General features: G+C 65.6%; 18 protein-coding genes. 13 read left to right on the forward strand and 5 right to left on the reverse strand.

All coding sequences use genetic code 11. From position 1 onward, the window contains the following. Positions 1-7: 7 nt before the first annotated feature. Positions 8-2,620, reverse strand: coding sequence for an Rne/Rng family ribonuclease (locus VE25_RS13820; protein WP_046109225.1), 2,613 nt, complete (start codon positions 2,618-2,620; stop codon positions 8-10). 614 nt (positions 2,621-3,234) lie between these two features. Between VE25_RS13820 and VE25_RS13825 the strand changes: the two genes are divergently transcribed. The 3 genes from VE25_RS13825 (at position 3,235) to prfB (ending at position 8,292) form a co-directional block, all read left to right on the forward strand. After that, positions 3,235-4,506: an N-acetylmuramoyl-L-alanine amidase gene (locus VE25_RS13825; RefSeq protein ID WP_052731968.1), complete on the forward strand. Its 1,272-nt coding sequence runs from the start codon at positions 3,235-3,237 to the stop codon at positions 4,504-4,506. Positions 4,507-4,655: 149 nt separating this feature from the next. Continuing rightward, positions 4,656-7,100 (forward strand): penicillin-binding protein 1A, encoded by a 2,445-nt coding sequence (locus VE25_RS13830; RefSeq protein WP_046109226.1) that lies wholly within the window; start codon positions 4,656-4,658, stop codon positions 7,098-7,100. A 78-nt stretch (positions 7,101-7,178) separates the two neighbouring features. After that, positions 7,179-8,292, forward strand: a protein-coding gene (gene prfB / locus VE25_RS13835; protein WP_152664626.1) for a peptide chain release factor 2 whose coding sequence is annotated in 2 segments (ribosomal slippage) — positions 7,179-7,247 and positions 7,249-8,292 — 1,113 coding nt in all. Because the reading frame shifts where the segments join, the coding sequence is not laid out codon by codon here. A gap of 168 nt (positions 8,293-8,460) precedes the next feature. Here prfB and VE25_RS21910 read toward each other — a convergent pair. Continuing rightward, entirely contained in the window at positions 8,461-9,579 is a 1,119-nt protein-coding gene (locus VE25_RS21910; RefSeq protein WP_052731969.1) for a M23 family metallopeptidase, read from the reverse strand. A gap of 83 nt (positions 9,580-9,662) precedes the next feature. Next, entirely contained in the window at positions 9,663-10,139 is a 477-nt protein-coding gene (locus tag VE25_RS13845; protein WP_046109228.1) for a peroxiredoxin, read from the reverse strand. A 211-nt stretch (positions 10,140-10,350) separates the two neighbouring features. Between VE25_RS13845 and VE25_RS13850 the strand changes: the two genes are divergently transcribed. Then, positions 10,351-13,767, forward strand: a complete 3,417-nt coding sequence (locus tag VE25_RS13850) for an AsmA-like C-terminal domain-containing protein (protein ID WP_046109229.1) — start codon at positions 10,351-10,353, stop codon at positions 13,765-13,767. A gap of 170 nt (positions 13,768-13,937) precedes the next feature. Here VE25_RS13850 and tyrS read toward each other — a convergent pair whose 3' ends face one another. After that, positions 13,938-15,188, reverse strand: coding sequence for a tyrosine--tRNA ligase (gene tyrS, locus VE25_RS13855; RefSeq protein ID WP_046109230.1), 1,251 nt, complete (start codon positions 15,186-15,188; stop codon positions 13,938-13,940). 144 nt (positions 15,189-15,332) lie between these two features. Then, entirely contained in the window at positions 15,333-15,995 is a 663-nt protein-coding gene (locus VE25_RS13860) for an alpha/beta hydrolase (protein WP_046109231.1), read from the reverse strand. 235 nt (positions 15,996-16,230) lie between these two features. Here VE25_RS13860 and VE25_RS13865 point away from each other — a divergent pair, with 235 nt between their 5' ends. The 9 genes from VE25_RS13865 to VE25_RS13905 all read left to right on the forward strand — a co-directional run bounded on the left by VE25_RS13865 (position 16,231) and on the right by VE25_RS13905 (position 24,117). Further along, the gene (locus tag VE25_RS13865) at positions 16,231-17,385 is read left to right on the forward strand and encodes a cysteine desulfurase family protein (RefSeq protein ID WP_046109232.1); all 1,155 of its coding nucleotides are present in this window, start codon (positions 16,231-16,233) and stop codon (positions 17,383-17,385) included. Between the two features lie 65 nt (positions 17,386-17,450). Then, positions 17,451-18,974, forward strand: coding sequence for a Fe-S cluster assembly protein SufB (sufB, locus tag VE25_RS13870; protein ID WP_152664627.1), 1,524 nt, complete (start codon positions 17,451-17,453; stop codon positions 18,972-18,974). Continuing rightward, positions 18,971-19,471 carry a cupin domain-containing protein gene (locus VE25_RS13875; RefSeq protein WP_046109233.1) on the forward strand — a complete coding sequence of 167 codons (501 nt, stop codon included), beginning with the start codon at positions 18,971-18,973 and terminating at the stop codon, positions 19,469-19,471. The genes sufB and VE25_RS13875 overlap by 4 nt, the downstream gene beginning before the upstream one ends. Before the next feature lie 49 nt (positions 19,472-19,520). Then, positions 19,521-20,270, forward strand: a complete 750-nt coding sequence (gene sufC / locus VE25_RS13880; protein ID WP_046109243.1) for a Fe-S cluster assembly ATPase SufC — start codon at positions 19,521-19,523, stop codon at positions 20,268-20,270. A 4-nt stretch (positions 20,271-20,274) separates the two neighbouring features. Next, positions 20,275-21,489 carry a Fe-S cluster assembly protein SufD gene (gene sufD, locus VE25_RS13885; protein WP_052731970.1) on the forward strand — a complete coding sequence of 405 codons (1,215 nt, stop codon included), beginning with the start codon at positions 20,275-20,277 and terminating at the stop codon, positions 21,487-21,489. A gap of 165 nt (positions 21,490-21,654) precedes the next feature. Next, a complete protein-coding gene (locus VE25_RS13890) occupies positions 21,655-22,875 on the forward strand; it encodes a cysteine desulfurase (protein WP_046109234.1) in 1,221 nt (406 codons plus the stop codon). A gap of 16 nt (positions 22,876-22,891) precedes the next feature. Then, positions 22,892-23,293 (forward strand): SUF system Fe-S cluster assembly protein, encoded by a 402-nt coding sequence (locus tag VE25_RS13895; protein WP_083988948.1) that lies wholly within the window; start codon positions 22,892-22,894, stop codon positions 23,291-23,293. A 2-nt stretch (positions 23,294-23,295) separates the two neighbouring features. Beyond that, positions 23,296-23,715 carry a VOC family protein gene (locus VE25_RS13900; RefSeq protein WP_052731971.1) on the forward strand — a complete coding sequence of 140 codons (420 nt, stop codon included), beginning with the start codon at positions 23,296-23,298 and terminating at the stop codon, positions 23,713-23,715. Positions 23,716-23,724: 9 nt separating this feature from the next. Continuing rightward, on the forward strand, positions 23,725-24,117 hold the full coding sequence (locus tag VE25_RS13905) for a HesB/IscA family protein (protein WP_046109235.1): 393 nt from the start codon (positions 23,725-23,727) through the stop codon (positions 24,115-24,117). Positions 24,118-24,506: the final 389 nt, after the last annotated feature.

Consider the following 24,506-nt stretch of genomic DNA (forward strand, 5'->3'; position numbering starts at 1 on the left):
TGGGAACCTAGCCCAGCCCCAACCGGCGCTGCCACCAGCCCTTCTTTTTGGGCTCGGTCTCGCCCTCGGGCTTGGTCGTTGAACTGACCACGATCTCGTCGGGCGGCAGCTCGCGCTTGGCGCGCTTGGGCCGTTGCTCGGCCTCGACGGGCTCGGGAGCAGGCGAGGGCGCGGGAACTTCCTCGACCGCGGCGGCCGCTGCCGCATCGGTTGCCTCCGCAGCCTCGGCCTTGGGCTTGCGGGCCCGCGGCTTGCGCTTGGGCTTTTCCTCGGCCGGCGCTTCCTCGGCGGCCGGAGCAACCTCGCTCACCGCCTCGGGCGCGCTGGCTTCCACCGCAACTTCGGCTGTCTTGCGCGAGCGGCGTGCACGCTTGGGCTTTTCAGGAGCCGGCTCTTCGGCCGCGGCCTCGGGGGCAGGGGCCTCGGCTGCAACTTCGGCGACGGGCTCCTCGGTCACGACCTCCACGACCGCTTCGGATTCTCCCGCCTCAGCGGCTTCGCTGCCCTGAGTGTCCTCGGAAACGGCCTGCACGCCGTTCTCGCCTTCGCCACGCCGGTTGCGCCGTCCGCCGCGACGTCCGCGACGGCGGCGCTTGCGCGTCTCGCCGGTATCGTCCCCGGCCTGGACCTCGGCGCGGCCTTCGCCGGCTTCCTCTTCCTCGTCGGCTTCGGCAGTCTCGGTTTCACCGGTCTGCTCGGCGCGGCGCGGCGCTTCATCGCCACGCTCGCCGCCACGGCGGCGGCGACGGCGGCGGCGGCGCGAAGAACCGTTTTCGCCGTCCTCGCGCCCGGCCTCCGCCTCGGCGAAAGCCTCTTCTTCCTCGGGCTCGTCCTCGTCGATGTCGACGATCGCGGCGCTGTCGACGCGCACGTGCTCGACGGCGCGCTGCTCGCCATAGGCCGTCGCGCGCTGCTCGCCGCGTTCGATGGCGAACTGGTGGCCGATGAGCTTGGCGTCGGCCGTGATGGTGATCGATAGGTTGTTGCGCGCCTCGAGCGCGATCAGCGATTCACGCTTGAAGTTGAGAATATAGAGCGCGACCTCGACGGGCACGCGCACGTTGATCGACAGGCCGGGCTTGCGCAGCACGTGGTCTTCCACATGCCGCATGACCATCAGCGCGACGCTCTCGGTCGAGCGCACGAGGCCGGTGCCGTCGCAGATCGGGCACTTGTGGGTCGAGCTTTCGACGACGCCGAAGCGGATGCGCTGGCGGCTCATCTCCATCAGCCCGAAATGGCTGATACGGCCCACCTGGATGCGCGCCCGATCTTCCTTGAGGCATTCCTTGAGCTTGCGCTCCACCGCCCGGTTGGAGCGGTTCTCGACCATGTCGATGAAGTCGATGACGATGAGGCCGGCCAGGTCGCGCAGCCGCAGCTGCCGCGCCACTTCCTCTGCCGCCTCGAGATTAGTCTGGAGCGCCGTATCCTCGATATTGTGCTCCTTGGTGGAGCGGCCGGAGTTCACGTCGATGGAAACCAGCGCCTCGGTCGGGTTGATGACGATGTAACCGCCCGAGGGCAGGGTGACCTGCGGCGAGAACATCTGGTCGAGCTGGTTCTCGACATTATATTTGGAAAAGAGCGGCTGGTCCTCGCCGTAGGGCTTCACGTTCTTGGCATGGCTGGGCATCAGCATGCGCATGAAGTCCTTGGCCTCGCGGTAGGCGTCGTCGCCCGCGATCAGCACCTCGCCGATGTCCTTGTTGTAGAGATCGCGGATGGCGCGCTTGATGAGCGAGCCTTCCTCATAGACGAGGCAGGGCGCCTGCGACTTCAAGGTCAGGTTGCGCACATTCTCCCAAAGGCGCATCAGGTATTCGAAATCGCGCTTCACCTCCGCCTTGGTGCGCGAGGCGCCGGCGGTGCGCAGGATCACGCCCATCCCCCTGGGCACCTCGAGGTCCGAGGTGATTTCTTTCAGGCGCTTGCGGTCGGCCGCGTTGGTGATCTTGCGGCTGATGCCGCCGCCGCGCGCCGTGTTGGGCATCAGCACCGAGTAGCGCCCGGCCAGCGACAGATAGGTCGTCAGCGCCGCGCCCTTGTTGCCGCGCTCTTCCTTGACCACCTGCACCAGCATCACCTGGCGGCGCTTGATCACTTCCTGGATCTTGTACTTGCGCATCAGGTTGCGCTGGCGGCGCTCGGGCACTTCCTCGAGAGCGTCGGCCCCGCCCACGCTCTCGACCGGCTCGGCATTGTCCGGCGCCTGCTCGATGTTGCTCGGGTCGTCGTGTTCCTGCGGATCGGTCTCGGCGTCCGGTTCGGTCACGCCTTCGGGGAGGCTGATGTGCTCCTCGGCATGCTCGGCATCGGCCTCCTGGTGCTCGGCCTCTTCGGCCTTGAGCAGCGCCTCGCGGTCGGCGACGGGGATCTGGTAGTAGTCGGGATGGATTTCCGAGAAGGCGAGGAACCCGTGGCGGTTGCCGCCATATTCCACGAACGCGGCCTGCAGCGAGGGTTCGACCCGCGTGACCTTGGCCAGATAGATGTTGCCGCGTAGCTGGCGCCGGGTGGCGCTTTCGAAATCGAACTCCTCGAGCCGGTTACCGGCGGTAACGACGACCCGTGTTTCTTCCGGGTGGATGGCATCCACCAGCATTCTTTTTGTAGCCATAAAAGAGAACTCCGCGCGCTCGCGCGCCGCCAGGCGGACTTCCTGAACGGAATGCCCTGGGGCTGGCGCCATGCGAGGCGAATGGTTTGATGGGGGTGGCGCAGGAAACCGCGCCGGTCTTGTGGGTCGGGCCGGAAGAGCAAAGCATGACAAACGCGCAATCGTGGGTACCGATCGCCGTGCGTAGTGTCCGCCTTCGGGCCATGTGACCTCTTCCTATTGGGCCGCCGGCACGAGAGAGAACGCCGCCGGCCGTCCGGCCCCGGAGGGCCGAAATTCTGCAAGAGGCGTGAGCGTCACCGCATTTCTGCCAGGCGCGCCGGCTTCTTGCCACTGCGCCCGGACGCTCCCTTTTTGCCGCATGCAGGGCAGCCTCAAGGGGGCCGCGGCGAACTGCATGCGAAAGGGTTCGCGCCTCTCTCTAGCGTTTAGGGGTGTTGCAACCGAATGGCAACAGGAAAGTCGAAACCCGCGTTTTCCGGTCACTTTTGCGCTCTGCGCCTTGGCACGCGGCCGCAAATCGCCCCATAAGTCCGAAAACCGCCGCAGAATCGCCCCAAGCTCGGGCTCCCGCGACGATTGTCGTGCCACCTCATCTAGGAAGCGTTCGGCTCTTGTTCAAATCGATCCGTTTCCCGCTCGCGTACGTGCTCCTCGTCCTCCTGTCGGTTTTCGTTCCCGCCGCCGCGCAGCAGGCGCAGGAAACTCCGGCTGCGCCGCAGGCCGAGCTGCCTTCCGTGCTCGAAGCGCGCGTCTCGACCACCGAGGAGCGTGCGCGGCTCGTCCTTGATCTCAGCGCCATCACCGAATTCGCCCTCGTTTCCCTCGACGAGCCGCAACGGCTCGCCATAGACGTGCGCGCCTCGGGCGTCGATATCGGGCAGCCGGACGCGCCGGCCGGGGAGGGGATCATCTCCGCCTATACCGTCGAGCAGACCGCGCCAGATCGTGTGCGCACCACGCTGACGCTGGCCGGTTCCGCCCAGGTGCAGCAGGCCTATATGCTCGATCCGTTCGACGATCAGCCGGCCCGCCTCGTCGTCGACATCATTCCCGCGACGCCCGAGATCTTCGCCGAGAACGTCGCGCGCGACCTCGCCGCCTCACAGGCGGCCCGGCAGGACGCCGTCCCCCACATCTCGACCGAGCCCGGCGGCTCCAATATCGCCACCGACACCCGGCCCCTCGTCGTCATCGATCCGGGCCATGGCGGCATCGACAGCGGCGCCGAGACCGCCAACGGCGTCAAGGAGAAGGACATCGTCCTCGCCTTCAGCCTGCGCCTGCAGGAAATCCTCGTCGAATCAGGCCGTTTCGACGTGGCGCTGACCCGCGAGAGCGATGTGTTCCTGCGGCTGGAGGAGCGCGTGGCGCTCGCCCGCCAGAACAAGGCGGACATGTTCATCTCCATCCACGCCGACAGCTTCCAGCAGCCCGAGATCCGCGGCGCCAGCGTCTATACCCGCGACGAGAACGCGACCGATGTGCTCGATCGCGTGCTGGCCGAGCAGGAGAACAAGTCCGACATCATCGCCGGCTTTGCCGTGCCGCAGATGGCCCCCCAGGTGGTCGACATCCTCGTCGACCTCATGCGCCGCGAGATGCGCGTGCAGTCCTATATGGCGGCCCGGTCCATCGTCCATCAGCTCGAGCCCAGCGTCGAGCTGCGCCGCTTTCCGGTGCGCCAGGCCGATTTCTTCGTGCTCCAGGCCCCCGACGTTCCCTCCGTCCTCGTCGAACTGGGCTTTCTCTCCAACGCCACCGATATCGCCAATCTGATGCAGAGCGAGTGGCGCGACCGCACCGCCGAGGCCATCGCGCGGGGCATTTCCAGCTATTTCGATCAGATCGAAGCCACGCCTCCGGACCAGGCGGCAGTCAACTGAGCCCGCATCGCCCACTGTTGCAATCCGGTCACGCGCGAACGTGCCTGCATCGCCATGCGCATCGGCGATGCACAAACCGCTGCGGATTTGCTATGATTCCTGCGGTAGTTGTGAAAGCCCGCCGTTTGCGGGAAAGGGTCTGAAGACGAATGCTGCGTGTTCTGGGCTGGCTCTTCGGCTTGGGCATGTTCCTGGCGCTGGGCGCCGTGGGAGCGGCTGCCGTTTACCTGACGACCGTCACCGCCGCGCTGCCAGACTATACCGTCCTCAAGGACTATCAGCCGCCGGTCACCACCCGCGTCCACGCGGCTGACGGGACGCTGCTTGCCGAATTCGCCCGCGAACGGCGCCTTTTCCAGCCGATCGAGACCGTGCCGCCGCTCCTGGTGCAGGCGTTTCTCGCGGCGGAGGACAAGGATTTCTACACCCATAACGGCATCGCCATCGACGGCGTCATGCGCGCGGTGCGCGACAACATCATGACGCAGATCGACGGCGGCAGCGGCCTCGTCGGCGCCTCGACCATCACCCAGCAGGTCGCCAAGAACTTCCTCCTGACCAGCGAGCAGACCTGGGACCGCAAGATCCAGGAAGCGCTCCTGGCGCTGCGCATCGAGTCGACCTTCTCCAAGGACAAGATCCTCGAGCTCTACCTCAACGAGATCTTCCTCGGCCTCAACTCCTACGGCGTCGCCGCCGCCGCGCTCAATTATTTCGACAAGGCCCTCTACCAGCTGACCCTGGCCGAGGCCGCCTATATCGCCGCGCTCCCCAAGGGGCCCAACAACTATCATCCCTTCCGCCGCACCGAGGCGGCCATCGAGCGGCGCAACTGGGTGCTCGAGCGCATGCGCGACAACGGCTACATCACGACGCACGAGATGACCGTCGCCCAGCAGGAGCCGCTCAACGTCATCCCCCGCCAGTCCGGCAGCCAGCTCTATTCGGCCGAGTATTTCACCGAGGAGGTGCGCCGCCAGCTTGCCAGGTTCTACGGTGAGGACCAGCTCTACGGCGGCGGGCTTTCCGTGCGCACGACGCTCGATCCGCAGCTTCAGGAATATGCCCGCGAGTCTCTGATGAAGGGGCTGATCGCCTTCGACCAGTCGCGCGGCTTCCGTGAACCGGTCGCCAGCATCGAGATCGGCGACGACTGGGGTCTCGACGTCGCCGCCATCACGCCGCTGAGCGACGTGCCCGAATGGCGGCTCGCGGTCGTGCTCGAGATGCGCCAGAACGAGGCCGTCATCGGCCTGCGCCCTACCCGGGAAGTCGACGGCGGCGTCGGGCCCGAAAGGGAGACGGGCATATTGTCGGGCCCCGACATCCGTTGGGTCTCCCGCTCCCTTTCGCAGCTGCTCTCGGTCGGCGACGTCGTCTATGTCTCGCCCGTCGCCGGTAAGGAGGGGGTCTATACCCTCCAGCAGGTGCCCGAGATCGAAGGCTCCCTCATCGCCATGGACCCGCGCACGGGGCGCGTCGTCGCCCTGGTCGGCGGGTTCTCCTTCGCTGAATCCGAGTTCAACCGCGCCACCCAGGCGCTGCGCCAGCCGGGCTCGGCTTTCAAGCCCATCGTTTACGCCGCGGCCCTCGACAACGGCTATACGCCGGCCTCCGTGGTGCTCGACGCGCCCGTCGAGATCCGCAATCCGGACGGCTCCATCTGGCGGCCCGAGAACTACGCCCAGGAGTTCTACGGCCCGCAGACCCTGCGGCGCGGTATCGAGCGCAGCCGCAACGTCATGACCGTGCGGCTCGCCAAGGATATCGGCATGCCGCTGGTCGCCGAATACGCCAAGCTCTTCGGCGTCTATGACGACATGATGCCGGTTCTCGCCATGGCGCTCGGCGCCGGCGAGACGACCAACATGCGCCTGACGGCTGCATACGCCACCATCGCCAATGGCGGCCGGCGCATCATGCCGACGCTCATCGACCGCATCCAGGACCGCTACGGCAAGACCGTCTACCGCCACGATCACCGCCTCTGCGAAGGGTGCGTCGCCGGCGATTGGCACGGCCAGGCCGAGCCGAACATCGTCGACAACCGCGAGCAGGTGCTCGATCCCATGACCGCCTACCAGATCACCTCGATGATGGAGGGCGTCGTCCAGCGCGGCACCGGCACCGTGGCGCGCGCACTCAACCGTCCTGTCGCCGGCAAGACCGGCACCACCAACGACTACAAGGATGCATGGTTCGTCGGCTTCACGCCCGAATTGGCCGTCGGCGTCTATATGGGCTACGACGTACCCCGCAGCATGGGCAACGCCTCGACCGGCGGCGGGGTCGCCGTGCCGATCTTCACCGATTTCGTCGGCAAGGCGCTGGCCGGCCACCCGCCGACCCCGTTCAATATGCCGTCCGGCATGGTGGCGGACTGGATCGACCCGACGTCCGGCGTAAAGGTCTCCGAGGGCCAGTCGGCCATCCTCGAGGCGTTCAAGCCTGGCACCGGGCCCAACTCGATGACTTCGGTCATCGGCGTCGGCAACCAGACCTATATGGAGCTGCCGCCCGCTGCCGCCGTCACCCAGCCGGCCGGCAACGGGGTCTACATGGACCCAGCCTTTAACCGGGGCGGGTTGTTCTGAGGTTTGCGATCTCCACAGGCCGGGTTGATCCTTGCGCCCCCCTTCGCTACATGAAGCGCCGGTAACAAGGACATGTCCATGCGTGCGGAAACCGAGAAAGTCGTCGGCGAAATCGAGCAGGTTCTGACCCTGCTGAGGAGGCATCTTTGACTGGGATACAGCCCAGACACGCCTCGACGCGCTGAACGCGCAAGCCGAATCCCCCGATCTCTGGAACGACCCTGAAAAGGCGCGCGACGTCATGCGCCAGCGCGACGATCTCGACGCGCAGGTTTCGGCCGTGCACGCCATGGAATCGGGCATCCGCGACAACGTCGAGCTGATCGAGCTCGGCGAAGCCGAGGGAGACCAGGAGATCGTCAAGGAGGCCGAAGCCGCGCTCGTCGAGATGCGCAATCAGGCGGCGCGCCTGCAGGTCGAAACGCTCCTTTCGGGTGAAGCCGACAAGAACGACTGCTTTGTCGAAATCCACTCCGGCGCCGGCGGCACCGAGAGCCAGGATTGGGCCAACATGCTGCTGCGCATGTATTCGCGCTGGGCCGAGCAGCGCGACTTCAAGGTCGACACCATCGAGATCCACGACGGCGAAGAAGCCGGCATCAAGTCCGCGACCATCCAGGTCAAGGGCCACAACGCCTATGGCTGGCTGAAGACCGAGAGCGGCGTGCACCGGCTGGTGCGCATCAGCCCCTATGATTCGGCGGCGCGCCGCCATACCAGTTTCTCCAGCGTCTGGGTCTATCCGGTCATCGACGACACCATCGAGATCGAGATCAACGAGAGCGACTGCCGCATCGACACCTACCGGTCCTCGGGCGCGGGCGGCCAGCACGTCAATACCACCGACTCGGCCATCCGCATCACCCACATCCCGACCGGGATCGTGGTCGCCTGCCAGGCCGAGCGCAGCCAGCACAAGAACCGGGCGACCGCCTGGAACATGCTGCGCGCACGACTCTACGAGCTCGAGTTGCAGAAGCGCGAGGAGGCGGCCAACGCCACCGAGGCCACCAAGACCGACATCGGCTGGGGCCACCAGATCCGCTCCTACGTCCTCCAGCCCTACCAGATGGTCAAGGACCTGCGCACCGGCGTCGAAACCAGCCAGCCCTCGGCCGTCCTCGACGGCGACCTCGACCAGTTCATGGAAGCCGCGCTCGCCCAGCGCGTCGGGCTGACCGAGGAAGCCTAACCCCCAACGCCCTGGGTGGGCACAATTCCACCACCACCCCGATTGTCATCCCGGCGAAAGCCGGGACCCATCCCGAGATGTCGCCACAGCCGCAAGGTGTATGAACAAGCGGGACGTGCAATTGCTCGTTGGGCTCGCTTTTCCCGCAAATGACGGCGGCCGGCGACCTCAAAGCAGCTGGGACAGCCGCTTTCCCGATTCCAGGAACGCCTTCGGATTGAGCGGCGCATCGTCCCGTCGCACTTCGAAATGCAGGTGCGGCCCGGTGGACCGCCCCGTCGAGCCGACGCGGGCGATCGGCGTGCCGGCGACGACCTCCTGGCCTTTGTCGACGAGGATCGCCGAGAGATGCGCATAGCGCGTCACCAGCCCGCTGCCATGCGTGATCTCGACGAGATTGCCGTATCCCGCCTGCCGGCCGGCGAACGTGACCTTGCCCTCGCCGGCGCTGAACACGGCCGTTCCGGTTGCCGCGGCGAAATCGAGGCCCGCATGGAAGGCGCGGCCGCCGGTGAAAGGATCGCGGCGGTTGCCGAAGCCCGAGCTCTGGCGATAGCTGCCCGCGATCGGCATGTGCACCGGCGCGCGTTCGATGGCGCCCTTGGCCGCCTGGTAACGGTAGAGCGCCGCCATCACGGAATTGGCGTCGCCGACGAGGTCAAGCGAGGCGCTGTCCTCGCCCGCCGGCGGCAACAAGGGACCACCCATGCCGGCAGCGGCTCCCTCGGGCAGGTCGACGGCGATGCCCAGCGCACGGAACTCGGCGACGATGTTTTCCGTCTTGCCCGTCGCCGCATGCGAGATCGCCGTCATCGCGGCACGCGATTCCGCCATCATGGCCCCGAGGGTGCGCGCCGTGGCGTCGACATCGGGATTGCCCGTCGCCGGCAGATAGGCGGCGCTTGTTTCCAGCGTTTCGTCCGCGCCGGAGGGCAGGGCGGCCGCTTCGATCCCCAGTTCCCCCGCCTTGGTGACGAGCGCCCGCACCAGCTCGTGCTGCTCGGAAAGCAGTTCCTGCTGCTGCGAAAGCTCCTGGAGCTGCAGGTTGAGGTCGCCCGCCTGTGCGTAGCTGCGCGAATAGAGCCGGTCGACCTCGATGCGCAGTTGCGTGATCCGGTCTTCGTAGGCCGAGAGGAGGTCCTCGCTCTGCCCGCTGGTCAGTCGCGCGATATCCGGGCTCATCAGCAGGCCGGCGACGGCAAGCGCGTTGGTCAGCATGAGCAGGCCGGTCAGCCCGTAGAACAGCGGGGCAGGGATGCCGCTTGCCTTTCCACGCCGCCCGCTCACGCACTCGCTCCATGCCGCTTATGGTTAGCGAACTATGGCGGAGTTTGGTTAACAACGCGCAAAGCGCTATGGCCAGCCGATATTCAGCGCGCCACGACCTCCTCGAGCGCCTTCAATACCTTCTCGGCATGACCCTTGATCCGGGTCGCCGGAACGATCGCCGCGATCCTGCCTTCGGCGTCGATGACGAAGCTCGTGCGCACCAGCCCGAGGTATTCGCGCCCGTAGAGCTTCTTCTGCTGCCAAAGGCCGTAGGGGCCGATCGCCTTGTGGTCCGGATCGGAGAGGAGCGGCACCTTGAGCCCGTACTTGTCGCGGAACTGGCAGTGGGATTCGATGCTGTCGGGTGAGATGCCGGCAAGCACGGCGCCGGCTTTCTCGAATGCGGCGGCGGTCTGCGAGAACTCCTGATTCTCGCGGGTGCAGTTGTCGGTGTCGTCCTGCGGATAGAAGAAGAGCACGACCGGACGCCCCCTGTGGTCCGACAGGCGGAATGTCGTGCCGGCATCCGTCGGAAGGGCGAAATCGGGCGCGCTGTCGCCGATCGAGGGTGTGCTCATGGAACTTTTCCCGTCAGATGCTTGGAACCGATGGATGGTAAGGGTTTTGGTGCCTTATTCCAGCCGGTATCATTCAGCAATAGACCCGAGCGGTTGATTCCATGGAGGGCCAGGACATATCGACCGAGCCCAGATACGCGAGCAAGTGAAGGCGTCAGAACTGACCGCAACCGCAGACACGCCGGAAATTTCGGCGCGCCGCAGGCCGCGTTTGCCTTTTGCCGCCGTCATCGTGGCCTGGGTTCTGGGCGTTCCCTGTGCGCTCCTGGTCCTTCTCTACGTCGTCCTGCTCATCACCCCCATCCGGCTGCCCTATGTCAGCCAGGGCGCGCGGGCGCTCGCCATGTCGACCATGGCCCCGACGACCGACCTCGAGCTCGGCGACATGGGGCTGGCCATCGAGGGTGGCGTCTGGCCCGTCCTCCAGTTCAACAACGTGACCCTTTCCGACTCCAAGACCGGCGCGCTGATCGCCATGGAGGCGCTCGAGATCGGCTTCTCGCCGATCCGCGCGCTCCTCGGCCAGCCGAGCGCCACGGTCACCATGGTCGGACCTCACATCCAGATGGTGCAGGATCTCTTCGGCCCGCGGGTTGCCCGTTTCGAGCTGGTCGAGGATCCGGAGGGCGGGCCGGCGACGGTACGGGTTCTCGAGGGCGAGACCTCCTTTCCCGCCATCGATATCTCCGCCAACGGCGTGGCGCTCAACGGGCAATCCCCGGCCGACGGCTCGGTGCAGCTGCGTTCGGACAACGACTGGCTGGTCTATAACCTCAAGGCCGCCGAAACGGGGATGGCCGATATCGTCGAGCAGGTGGAGATGGGGCGCTTCTCGCGCCTCGTCATCCGCGACGGCGTCGTCGAGATGAGCGATTCCGTCTACGGCCTCTTCCGCCGCTTCGAGGACATCTCCCTCGATGTCGCCCAGGGGCGCGACCGCGAGGTCGTGCAGGGCACCTTCTCCGCCCGGCTCGGCGGGCGCACCATGGCCGGCACGCTTTCGCGCACCGTCGAGCAGGATGGCGGTACGCGCCTCGAGGCCGATATCGCCAATATCGACTTCGCGTCCTTCCTGCCGTTCATCGATGACCCCGACGCGCTGATCGCCGTGCGCGGCGCCGGGGCGATATCGATCGACGTGCATTTCACCCCCGAAACCGGCGATCCGGAAGACGGAGAGTTCAAGCTCGATCTCACCGGCCTCGACCTGCGCATCAAGGACGATTTCTTCCCCATCGCCAGTTCCATCGTCGACATCGACTGGTCGCCCGACACCGCGACCTTCACCATGGCCGAGAGCGCCCTGAGCATCGGGCAGAGCTCCGCATACGTTTCGGGCGTCTTTGCCCTCGGGCTCGACCAGGCCTATGGGCCGACCATCGGCATGTCGATGACCGCCCGCAACCTCGCGCTTCACCCTGGCGACATGGAAGCGCCGCAGGCTCCATTCGAGGAGGTGACGCTCACCGGCTGGTCTGCGCCCCTCTATGGCGCGACCGGTATCGACCGGCTGGTGGCGCGCAAGGGTGACGGGCGCATCGAGATGTCCGGCCGCATCGACATGCTGCGGGCCGGCATGGGGATCGACCTGACTCTTTCGGGCCAGGGCGTCAGCGCCGACGACGTGAAGCGCATCTGGCCCTACATGATGGCCCGCGACAGCCGGGACTGGTTCGTCGCCAACGTGTCCGACGGTGCGGTGAAGGACACGCGAATGCGCTTCTCCTTCCCCGTCGGGTCCCTGGCGATCGGTGAGGAAGACGTTCCCCTGCCCGAGGACTCCATCTCCATCGATCTGGTCGGAACAGGCGTCGTCGCCCGCGCCACCCCCGAGATGGCGCCCATTGAGGTCGCCGGCGATGTGACGCTGCGCCTGCGCGACGACGACCTTTCCGTTGCCGCCGCCGGTGGCGAGTTTCCGACCGAGGCGGGCCCCGTGACCGTGTCCAACCCCGCGCTCGCCATGGAAACCTCCGTCGACGGCCGGGGCATCTTCGAGGTTTCCGGCGATATCCGCTCAAACATCCCGTCGCTCATCGCCCTGGTGCGCGAGCAGCAGCCGGGCCTCATCGAAAACCTCGACCTACCCCTGGACATCGATGCTCTGACCGGCACCGTGGACGCCGCGATGCTCGGAACCGTCACGTTGAACGAGGAGGGCGCCGAGGAGCCCTTCCGCATCGACTACGTCCTCAACGGCTCGGTCAACGGCTTCTCCAGCAGCAAGCCCGTCATGGATCACCGGGTCGGCGATGGACGGCTGATGTTCAGCGCCTCTCAGGAGGGCTTCCAGCTCGGCGGCACCGCGGCCATCGACGGCAAGGAAGCCGAGATCGAGTTCACAGGGGCGATCGGCGCCGAGCCGACCCTGCGCCTCGCGACGACCGTCTCGGCCGACGATCTCGCCAAGCTCGGGTTCGACGTCTCCGATTTCTTCTCGGGCGAGGTGCGCGTCGTCGGCCAGCCCATGCCGGACGGCACGTTCCAGGCCATCGCCGACCTGACCAATGCGCGCATCACCCTCGAGGACATCGGCGTCTCCAAGGCTTCCGGCGTGCCGGGCACGCTGCGCGCCGTCGTCGCGCCAGATGGCGAGGTGACGGAGCTGCGCGACATCGACCTCACCTTCGGCAGCGCACATCTGGCAGGTTCGCTTAGTTATCACATGAGCGATGGGCTGCAACTCGCTGAATTCTCGACATTCCAGCTGAGTAGCGGCGACAACGCCACCGTTCGCGTTGCGCCGATCGACGGGGGCTACGGCCTCGTCATGCGCGGGCGCCAGTTCGATCTGAAGCCGATGCTGCGCCGCTATTTCGGCCTGGGCACCGGCACCGGCGGCGTCAGCACCACCCAGTTCAACGAGATGCTCGCCCTCGACGTCGAGCTCGACCGGGCGATCGGCTTCTATCAGACCACCGCGTTCAACGTGGATGTCGACCTGCTGCTCTCGGGCTCGGACCTGCGCCGCGCCAACGTCACCGCCAATTTCAGTGAAGGCAACGCCCTCGCCGTCACCACCAACACCACGCCCGAGGGGCGCATCATGTCGATGGCGTTCAACGACGCCGGCACGATCCTGCGGCTTCTCGGCGTCTATTCGCAGCTCGCCGGCGGGCAGGGCAGCCTCGTGCTCAACCGCAATGCCGCGCGCGATACGGAAGTCGGCGAGCTGCAGCTGCAGAACTTCTCGCTGATCGACGAAGCGAACGTGGCGCAAGTGCTTGGCAACCATCAGGATTCGCGCGAGCTCATCGCCCAGCAGAACCGGCTGGATTTCCAGCGCGGCCGCGTCACCTTCACCCGTCGCGACGATCGCATCGAGGTCAACGAGGGCGTGCTCGCCGGCTCCAGCATCGGCGGAACGGTGCGCGGCTACATCTATACCGACCAGCGTCAGTACGACCTCACCGGCACCTATGTGCCGCTCTTCGGGCTCAACAACGCATTCCGCCAGATACCGCTGCTCGGCCCGCTGCTCGGCGGCCGGGAAGGTGAGGGGCTCGTCGGCGTCACCTTCGCGGTGCGCGGGCCCCTCGACAATCCCCAGTTCCGAATCAACCCGCTCTCGGCCCTGCTTCCGGGCGTCTTCCGCGAACTCTTCGAGTTCCAGACGCAGACGCAATAGAAAAGGCCCGATGCGCTGACGCATCGGGCTTCCTGTTTCCAAGCGAATCGTCGGCTCCTTCGCCTCCCTCCCCCTTGAGGGAGGGATTGAGGGTGGGGGTGGGTCGGTGAGCCGCCGATGCTTTTTCCCACCTCCAAGCCCCTTCCCTTTAAGGGGAGGGAGCCCCCCGTTCAGGCGGGCTTGATCAGCGCATGGCGCTTCTTGCCGACCGAGAGCTTGATGACCCCCTCGGGCAGCAGGTTGCCATCGGACAGCGTCAGCCGCTCATCCTCGATGACGTCGTCATTGACCCGCACGGCGCCCGAGGCGATGTGCCGGCGCGCCTCGCCGTTGGATCCGGCAAGACCCGCCTGCACGAGCGCTGCCTGGATGCCGATGCCTGCTTTCAGCTCACCGGCCGGCACCGCCGCCGTCGGCAGCGACAGGTCGATCGCGCCGGCCTCGAACGTCGCCGCCGCGGTCGCCGCCGCCTGCTCGGCCGCCTCCCGGCCGTGGACGATTGCCGTGACTTCCGTTGCGAGGATCTTCTTGACCTCGTTGATCTCGCTGCCGCCGAGGGCCGCGAGCCTTGCGATCTCGTCCATCGGCAGGCGGGTGAAGATCTTCAGCCACCGCTCGACGTCCGCGTCCTCCGTGTTGCGGAAGTACTGCCAGAAATCGTAGGGGCTGAAGAGGTCGCCGTTGAGCCAGACGGCCCCGGAGGCCGACTTGCCCATCTTCTCGCCGGAGGACTTGGTCAGCAGAGGCGTCGTCAGCGCGTAGAGCTGCGGCCCGCCCATGCGGTGCGAGAGATCGACGCCGTTGATGATGTTGCCCCACTGGTCGGAGCCGCCCATCTGCAGGACCGTGCCGTAGCGCCGGTTGAGCTCGACGAAGTCGTAGCCCTGCATGATCATGTAGTTGAACTCGAGGAACGAGAGCGACTGCTCGCGCTCGAGCCGCAGGCGCACCGAGTCGAAGCTCAGCATCCTGTTGACCGAGAAGTAGCGGCCGACATCGCGCAGGAACTCGACGTAGTTGAGCTTCAGCAGCCAATCGGCGTTGTTGACCATGATGGCGGGGTTCGAGCCGCCATAGTTCAGGATGCGCCCGTAGACCTTCTTGATGCTCTCGATGTTGGTGTCGATCTGCTCGGGCGTCAGGAGCTTCCTCTGGTCGTCCCGGAAGGAGGGGTCGCCGACCATCGAGGTGCCGCCGCCCATCAGGCTGATCGCCTTGTGGCCGGTCTCCTGCAGCCAGTAGAGCATGGTCACGGTGATGAGGTTGCCGATGTGGATCGACGTCGCCGTGGCGTCGTATCCGACATAGCCGGTGATCGGCCCCTTGGCCGCGAGCGCGTCGAGGCCTTCGGGGTCGGAGATCTGGTGGATGAAGCCGCGTTCGTCGAGAACGCGCAGGAAATCGGATTTGAATTTGGTCATCGGGTGCGATCCATTCGAGGACCAACCACCGGGTCATTCCCGCGAAAGCGGGAACCTCTGTTGGTCCGCCGGTACTGGACGGAGGTTCCTGCTTTGCGGGAACGCTCCGTGGGTGAAGGTGATCGCGTAAGTACGCTCTCGAAGTCAGCGTCCGCCGCCGGCGGCGATCTCGGCCCGGCGGCGGTCGAGATAGTCGGCGCAGCGCTCGGTCAGGTCGTCGACCTTGCCTTCAAAGAAGTGGTTGGCGCCATCGACGATCTGCTGCTCGATGGTGATGCCCTTCTGCGTCTTGAGCTTGTCGACGAGCTTCTGCACGGACTGGGGCGGCGCCACGCGGTCCTTGTCGCCGTGGATGATGAGGCCGGACGAAGGGCAGGGGGCCAGGAACGAGAAGTCGTAGAGGTTCTCGGGCGGCGCGACCGAGATGAAGCCTTCCACCTCCGGACGGCGCATCAGCAGCTGCATGCCGATCCAGGCGCCGAACGAGAAACCGGCGATCCAGCAGCCGCGGCTTTCGCGGTTGACCATCTGCAGCCAGTCGAGTGCGGCGGCCGCGTCCGAGAGCTCGCCGATGCCGTGGTCGAACACGCCCTGCGAGCGCCCTACGCCGCGCGAGTTGAAGCGCAGCACGGCAAATCCGCGCTCGGCGAACATGTAGAAGAGGTTGTAGACGATCTGATTGTTCATCGTGCCGCCGAACTGGGGGTGCGGATGCAGCACGATGGCGACGGGAGCGTTCGGCTCCTTGCCCGGCTGGTACCGGCCCTCGATACGGCCTTCCGGCCCGTTGAAAATCACTTCTGGCATCGGTTCGCTTCCATGGGCTATGCGGCTTGACTAAGCGCGCTACGCTACCTAAAACATGGGTCGGAAAATCCAGTTTAGAATTATTCAAAACGGATTTTCGCCCCGCCAGGCGGCGGAGAGAGCGCTCCTTGTAATGAAAGAGCGCGCGAAATTTCAAGAAGTGATTCCGCTTAACTTGCCCGGCGGGCTGCGTGACGAAGCGGAAGTGGTGTTTCTGCCACCAGGATGCAAGTTGATGACGCGACCGGCGATTTATCTCGACCATAACGCTGCGTCCCCGCTTCTGCCCGAAGCGCGCGACGCGCTGGTCGCCGCGCTCGGCGTCATCGGCAACCCGTCTTCCGTCCATTCCCACGGCCGCGCCCAGCGCGAGATCGTCGAGGCTGCCCGCGCCAGTGTCGCGCGCCTCGCCGGCGCCGAACCGCGCCAGGTGGTGTTCACCGGCTCGGCGACCGAGGCCATTGCCCAGGCGATCATCGCCGGCTCGCGCGAGCTCAGGGCCGACGCGCTTGTCGTCAGCGCCGGCGAGCACACCGCTGCTTTGCGTGCCGCCGAGGCGACCGGCCTGCCGGTGCGCATCGTCGGCCTCGACGCCAAGGGCGAGATTGACCTCGATCAGCTCGGCACGGAGCTCGCCGGCGCCGATGCGGCCGGCGAAACCCTTCTCGTCGCCCTGCATTGGGTCAACAACGAAACCGGCGTCGTCCAGCCGATCGGGCGGATCAACGCCCTGGTCGGCGCCTCGCGGCATTACCTCTTCATCGACGCGGTGCAGGCTTTCGGCAAGCTCCCCCTCGACTTTGCCGCATCGGCACCCGATATGATGGCTGTGAGCGCGCACAAGATCGGCGGCATCGCCGGCGTTGGGGCGCTCCTCGTCAAGGCGCATGCCGATACCGTCCGGCTGGTTCCGGGCGGCGGCCAGGAGCAGGGGCGGCGTGGGGGCACCGAGCCGGTGCCGGCCATCGCCGCGTTCGGCGCAGCGGCCGAAGCGTTCGGTGTGCGGTATGACAGCAATGCCGTTGAGGGGCTTGCTCGGGATTTGGAGACGGGGTTGATGGCGCTTGCGCCGCAAACCATCGTTTTCGGCAACGAGGCCTCGCGGATCGGCAATACCGTCAATTTCGCGGTGCCTCACATGAATAACGCCGTCGCCATGATGGGGCTCGACCTCGCTGGCGTATCGGTGTCCTCGGGATCGGCGTGCTCGTCCGGCAAGGTCGGACCCAGCCACGTCCTCGCCGCCATGGGCATCGACAAGGGGCTCGCGGAGTGCGCGCTCCGCGTCAGCCTCGGGTGGAATTCGCAAGGCTCCGACGTTGCCGCGTTCCTTGCGGCATTCGAGACGGTCCTTGCCCGGCATCGCAGCCGGCACGGCAAGGCGGCTTGAAGGCCGCGACAGTTTGAAAGGCCCGGCGGCCTGCCGTCCGGGACGAATGGAGAAGACGAATGAACATGCTCGATATTCCGACGCTCAAGGAGAACATCGACCGCGACACGGTCGAGAAGGTCCAGGCGCTGGACGTCGACAAGTACAAATACGGCTTTGAGACGCTGATCGAGTCCGACGTCGCCCCCGTGGGGCTGAACGAGGACATCGTGCGCCTGATTTCGGCCAAGAAGAACGAGCCGGAGTGGATGCTCGAATGGCGCCTCGAGGCGTTCCGCCGCTGGCAGACCATGACCGAGCCGAACTGGGCCAAGGTGCACTACCCGAAGATCGACTTCCAGTCGATCAGCTACTACGCCGCGCCCAAGTCCACCTCCGGCCCCAAGAGCCTTGCCGAGGTCGATCCCGCGATCCTCGCCACCTACGAGAAGCTCGGCATTCCCTTGAAGGAGCAGGAGATCCTTGCCGGCGTTCAGGGCGCGAGCCTCGATTCCGCCACGCCCTATTCGGGCAACGTCGCGGTCGACGCCGTTTTCGACTCCGTCTCGGTCGTCACCACCTTCCGCGAGGAACTGGCCAAGCACGGCATCATCTTCTGCTCGATCTCGGAGGCGGTGCGCGAGCATCCCGAGCTCGTCAAGCAGTACCTGGGCTCGGTCGTGCCGGTCTCCGACAACTTCTATGCGACGCTGAACTCGGCGGTCTTTACCGACGGCTCGTTCGTCTACATCCCCAAGGGCGTGCGCTGCCCGATGGAGTTGTCGACTTATTTCCGCATCAACGAGCGCAACACCGGCCAGTTCGAGCGCACGCTGATCATCGCCGACGAGGGCGCTTACGTCAGCTACCTCGAGGGCTGCACCGCACCGATGCGCGACGAGAACCAGCTGCATGCCGCCGTCGTCGAGCTCGTTGCGCTCGACGATGCCGAGATCAAGTACTCCACCGTCCAGAACTGGTATCCGGGCGACAAGGACGGCAAGGGCGGCATCTACAACTTCGTCACCAAGCGCGGCGACTGCCGCGGCAAGCGCTCCAAGATCTCCTGGACGCAGGTGGAGACGGGTTCGGCCATCACCTGGAAGTATCCGAGCTGCATCCTGCGTGGCGATGAATCGCGCGGCGAGTTCTACTCGATCGCCATTTCCAACGGCTACCAGCAGGTCGACAGCGGCACCAAGATGCTGCACCTGGGCAAGAACACCACCAGCCGCATCATCTCCAAGGGCATCGCCGCGGGCTTTTCCGACAACACCTATCGCGGTCAGGTCTCGGCTCATGCCAAGGCGTCCGGCGCGCGCAACTTCACCCAGTGCGACAGCCTGCTGATCGGCGACAAGTGCGGCGCGCACACCGTGCCCTACATCGAGAGCCGCAACGCCACCGCCGTCTTCGAGCACGAGGCGACGACCTCCAAGATCTCGGACGACCAGATGTTCTACTGCCAGCAGCGCGGCCTCAGCGACGAGGAAGCCGTGGCCCTGATCGTCAACGGGTTCGTGCGCGACGTGCTGCAGCAGCTGCCGATGGAATTCATGGTCGAAACGCAGAAGCTGATCTCGATCTCGCTCGAAGGCAGCGTGGGATGAACCAGGTCACCCGGCCCATAGTCAGCCTTTCGGACCTCCAGCTCGTCTCGTTCGAGCAGGGCAGTCTGTATAAGGGTGCCGATGCGTCCTTCAGCCAGCAATTGGGCCTGAAGGCGCTCGGCGTCCGGTACAACGAGATTCCGCCTGGCAAGTCTGGCTGCCCCTTCCACAATCATCACGTGGAAGAGGAACTGTTCGTCATTCTGGAAGGCGAGGGGACCTATCGCTTTGGCGCCGAGCGCCATGCTTTCAAGGCGGGTGATGTGCTAGGCGCGCCGAATGGTGGCCCTGATACAGCGCACCAGATTCTCAATACCGGGTCCGTCACGCTCAAATACCTGTCCATGGCGAACAACGCCGATACCGAGGTCTGCGAATATCCGGACTCGGGCAAGTTCCAGGTGTCGAGCCGGACTTCGGCTGATCATCGCCTCCGCCATTGTGGCCGCGAAGGCCAGAACCACCTTGATTATTATGACGGCGAGCCGGGCGCTTGAGCGTCGCCAGCCGATCCTTCCGACATTGGAGACACAAATGACCACCCCCATCCTCGAAATCCGCAACCTGCACGTGCGCGTGGAAGAGCGCGAAATCCTCAAGGGCGTGAACCTCGTCCTGCCCGCCGGCGAGGTCCATGCCATCATGGGCCGCAACGGCTCGGGCAAGTCGACGCTCTCCTATGTCCTCGCCGGCAAGGAGGACTATGAGGTCACCGGCGGCGAAATCCTGCTCAACGGCGAGAACATCCTTGAGATGGAGCCGAACGAGCGCGCGGTCGCCGGCCTCTTTCTCGCCTTCCAGTACCCCGTCGAGGTGCCGGGCGTCGCCACCATGACCTTCCTCAAGGCCGCCATCAACGCCCAGCGCAAGGCGCGCGGCGAAGGCGAGATCTCGACGCCCGACTTCATGCGCGCCGTCAAGGAAGCCGGCGCCCAGCTCAACATCGACAGCGAGATGCTGAAGCGCCCGCTTAACGTCGGGTTCTCCGGCGGCGAGAAGAAGCGCGCCGAGATCCTGCAGATGGCGCTCCTGAAGCCGACCCTCTGCGTCCTCGACGAGACCGATTCCGGCCTCGACATCGACGCGCTGCAGATCGTCTCCAAGGGCGTCAACGCGCTGCGCTCGCCCGAGCGCTCGATGCTGGTCATCACCCACTACCAGCGCCTGCTCAACCACATCGTGCCCGACGTCGTCCACGTCTTCTCGGACGGACGCGTCGTCGAGAGCGGCGGCAAGGACCTGGCGCTCCAGCTCGAGGCCAAGGGCTACGCCGATTACGAGAAGGACGTCGCGTAAAGCCATGCAGCAGACCATGCCCGTGCGGCTTTCCGCCGCCGAAACAACCCTCGTCGAGCAGCTGAAGGCCGCCGGCGCCGACGCCCAGGCCGAGCGCATCACCGTCGCCGGCCTCCCGACCCGCCGCGTCGAGAGCTATCACTACACCGACCTTCGCATGCTCCTGAAGGCCGTGCCCCCGCTCGCCAAGGCGGCGAACGAAGCCAGCGCCCCGGCGCTGCGCGTGCCTGGCGCCTTCCAGCTGATGATCGCCAACGGCGTCGTCCAGGAGAACGGCACCGCCCCGGCCGGCGTCATCGTCGGCAAGGCGAAGGGCACCGCGCTCACGCTGCGCGACGACGTGCTCGTGCACCTCAACACCGCCTTCGCCACGGAAAGCCTCAACCTCAACCTCGACGGCAAGGTCGATCCGGTCATCCAGATCGACCGGCGCACCGAAGGCGAGGCTGCCCATTCGGCGAGTTCGGCCCGCATCTATGTCGGCGACGATTCCGAGGTGACGATCATCGAGACCTTCTCGGGCTCGAACCAGGCGCACATGACCAACCACGCGAGCTACATCGCGATCGGCAAAAACGCCAAGGTCACGCACATCACCGTGGACCTCTCCGGCAAGGACGCGACCCACTTCGCCACCAACGAATATGCGCTCGGCGAAGGCGCGCAGCTGCGCTCGCTGGTCATCCACGCCGGATCGAAGCTTGCCCGCTCGCACGTTTTCGCCCGCTTTGCCGGGGAGGGGAGCCACGCCGATTTCACCGGCCTCAACCTCGTCTCCGACGGCCAGCACAGCGACATCACCCTCGACGTCAACCACGCGGTGCCCAACACCACGTCCCAGGAGCTCTACAAGCAGATCGCCCGCGGGCGCTCGACGGCCGTGTTCCAGGGCCGCATCGTCGTCTCGCGCGACGCGCAGAAGACCGACGGCAAGATGATGATGCAGGGCCTGATGCTCTCGGACGAGGCTCAGATCCTCAGCAAGCCCGAGCTCGAGATCTACGCCGACGACGTGGTCTGCGGCCACGGCTCGACCTGCGGCCAGATCGACGAGGACTCGCTGTTTTACCTCATGAGCCGCGGCATCTCCCGCCAGGACGCCGAGACCATGCTGGTGCGCGGGTTCCTGGAGGAGCTGATCGACCCCATCGAGCAGGACGAGCTGCGCGAGGCGCTCGCGAGCGTCATCGACCAGTGGCTGACCGGCGGGCTGCACTGATATCGCTCAACCGGTGAGGCGCACGTTCCGTCTCATCAACCACAGGGTCATTCCCGCGAAAGCGGGAACCTCTGTTACTGCCAGGATCAAACGGAGATCCCCGCTTTTGCGGGGATGACCCGGTGAAGACGGCGAGATAGCCCCTGCGGCGAAACTGGAACGCAGATGACCTTCGACCTCGAAAAAGTCCGCGCCGATTTCCCGATCCTGGATGAAAAGATCCACGGGAACCGGCTGGTCTATCTCGACAGCGGCGCGTCGGCCCAGAAGCCGCTCGCTGTGCTCGAGCGCATGGACCATGCCTTCCGGCATGAATATGCCAACGTGCACCGCGGCCTCCACACCCTCGCTAATCGCGCCACCGAGGCCTACGAGGGCGGGCGCGTGTCGGCGATGAAATTCCTGAACGCCAGCCGGCTCGAGGAGATCGTCTTCACCCGCTCGGCGACCGAGGCCATCAACCTCGTCGCCGACGCCTTCGCCGGTCCCCGGATCGGGGAGGGCGACGAGATCGTCATCACGATCATGGAGCACCACTCCAACATCGTGCCCTGGCATTTCCTGCGCGAGCGCAAGGGCGCGGTGATCAAGTGGGTGGACGTCAAGGACGACGGCAGCTTCGGCCTCGACGCCTTCGAGGCGGCGCTTTCGCCGAGGACCAGGATGGTCTCGCTCACCCACATGTCGAACGTGCTGGGAACCGTAACCCCGGTCAAACAGATCGTCGAAATCGCTCATGCCCGAGGCATTCCGGTGCTGGTCGACGGCAGCCAGGGGGCGGTCCACACCAAGGTCGACGTCAAGGACCTCGGCGTCGACTTCTACGTCATGACCGGCCACAAGCTCTACGGCCCCACCGGCATCGGCATCCTTTACGGCAAGCACGAACACCTCGCGGGCATGCGCCCCTACCAGGGCGGCGGCGAGATGATCGAGACCGTGACGCGCGACGAGGTCACCTACAACGATCCCCCTCATCGGTTCGAGGCCGGCACGCCGCCGATCGTACAGGCGATCGGGCTTGGCGCCGCGCTCAAGTACATGGACAACCTCGGCCGCGAAGCCATCGCCGCCCATGAGGCGGAGGTTGCGGATTACGCGCAGGAGCAGCTATCGCGCATCAATTCGCTGCGCCTCATCGGCACGGCGCCGGGCAAGGGCGGCATCTTCTCCTTCGAGATCGCCGGCGCCCACGCCCATGATGTCGCGACGATCCTCGACCGCTACGGCATTGCGGTACGCGCCGGCACGCACTGCGCCCAGCCGCTCCTGACGCGCTTCGGCACGACCTCTACCTGCCGGGCCTCCTTCGCCCTATATAACGGCAAGGACGACGTGGACGCGCTGGTCGACGGCATCGAGCGCGCCAGAAAATTCTTCGCGTAAGCGGAAGGTTACGGATATGAGCGATACGACGGAAAACACGGCCGAAGCGGCCCCGGAAGCGGTCGAGAAGCGCATTTCGACCGAGCATGCCGGCTCGCTGCCGCCCGAAGAGGTCGAGCGGATCACCACCGACCTCATCGGTGCGTTGAAGACCGTCTACGACCCGGAAATCCCCGTCGACATCTACGAGCTTGGCCTCATCTACAAGGTCGATCTCGACGACAACCGGAACTTGACCATCGACATGACGCTGACGGCGCCCGGCTGCCCGGTCGCCGGCGAGATGCCGGGTTGGGTGGAAAACGCCGTGCGCGCCGTCGAGGGTATCCAGGACGTCACCGTCAACATGGTGTTCGATCCGCCCTGGAGCGCCGAGATGATGAGCGAGGAAGCGCAGGTCGCGCTGAACTGGTGGTAGGCATGGCTCGGCCGGCGCTCGATGGGGTCGTCGAGACGTGCCTCTATGTCGAAGATGTCGAAGCCAGCCGCGATTTCTACGCGCGCGTCTTTGGCTTCGAACCGTTGGGCGGCAACGATCGCATCCAGCCGCTGGTGGTCAAGCCGGGGCAGGTGCTGATTCTCTTCCGCCGCGGCGGAACGCTGGAGTCGATACCGGTTTCCGGCAGTTTCATTCCGCCGCATGATGCTGAAGGCGAACAGCATTTCGCCTTTGGCATACCGGCCGAGACGTTCGAGGATTGGAAATCCTACCTCGAAGGTCTAAATATAGAGATCGAAAGCGTGGTGGATTGGCCGCAGGGCGGCCACAGCCTCTACTTCCGCGATCCGGATCGCCTGCTGGTCGAGTTGATCACGCCCGGCGTCTGGAAGAACTACTAAGGTGTAAGTATGGCCTTCAAGATCATGAGCCTCACCGATGCCGCCGCCGAGCGCATCAACGAGATCATCGAGGATTCCGACAAGCCGGTGATCGGCGTGCGCGTCGGCATCCGCAATGCCGGCTGCGCCGGTGTGGCCTACACCATGGACTACGTCACCGAGGCGGTCGCCGGCGACGACCATGTCGAGGACAAGGGCGTCGACGTCTACCTTGACCCCAAGGCGACGATGTTCCTGCTCGGAACGGTCATGGACTTCGAGGAAACCAAGATGTCCTCGAGCTTCACCTTCAAGAATCCCAACCAGACGGGCGCCTGCGGCTGCGGCGAAAGCGTGCAGCTGCAGCCCGCCGACCTCAAGGCTATTGCCGAAGCCCGCGGCGCCGAGGGCGCGCGGGTTTAGAGCGGTCAAGTCGCACTAGTCCTCCACATCCACCGGATGTCATCCCGGCGAAGGCCGGGACCCATCCCGAGGTGCCGCCCCAGCCGCAAGGTGTGTGAACAGGGCAGGAGGAGTGCATCGCTCTTCCTGTGCTCGTGGATAACGTCAGGGCTGGATCCCGGCCTTCGCCGGGATGACACCCGATGGGCGTTACGGCTCGGTGCTATTTCCAATCTCGCGCCGCCGACGCAGCATGGCTGAGTTGCCCGGACGAGCGGGGGGAGATGATGCTACCACAGGCACAATGCGTTCCCCTCCCCCTTGAGGGGCTGTCTCTTATACACATTCTGACGCTTCCGACCAGCGATCGATGGTAGGTCTGCGGGGTCGGTGTTTCACTAAAAAACATA

This window comes from Devosia geojensis, from assembly GCF_000969415.1.
GTDB classification, from domain to species: domain Bacteria; phylum Pseudomonadota; class Alphaproteobacteria; order Rhizobiales; family Devosiaceae; genus Devosia; species Devosia geojensis.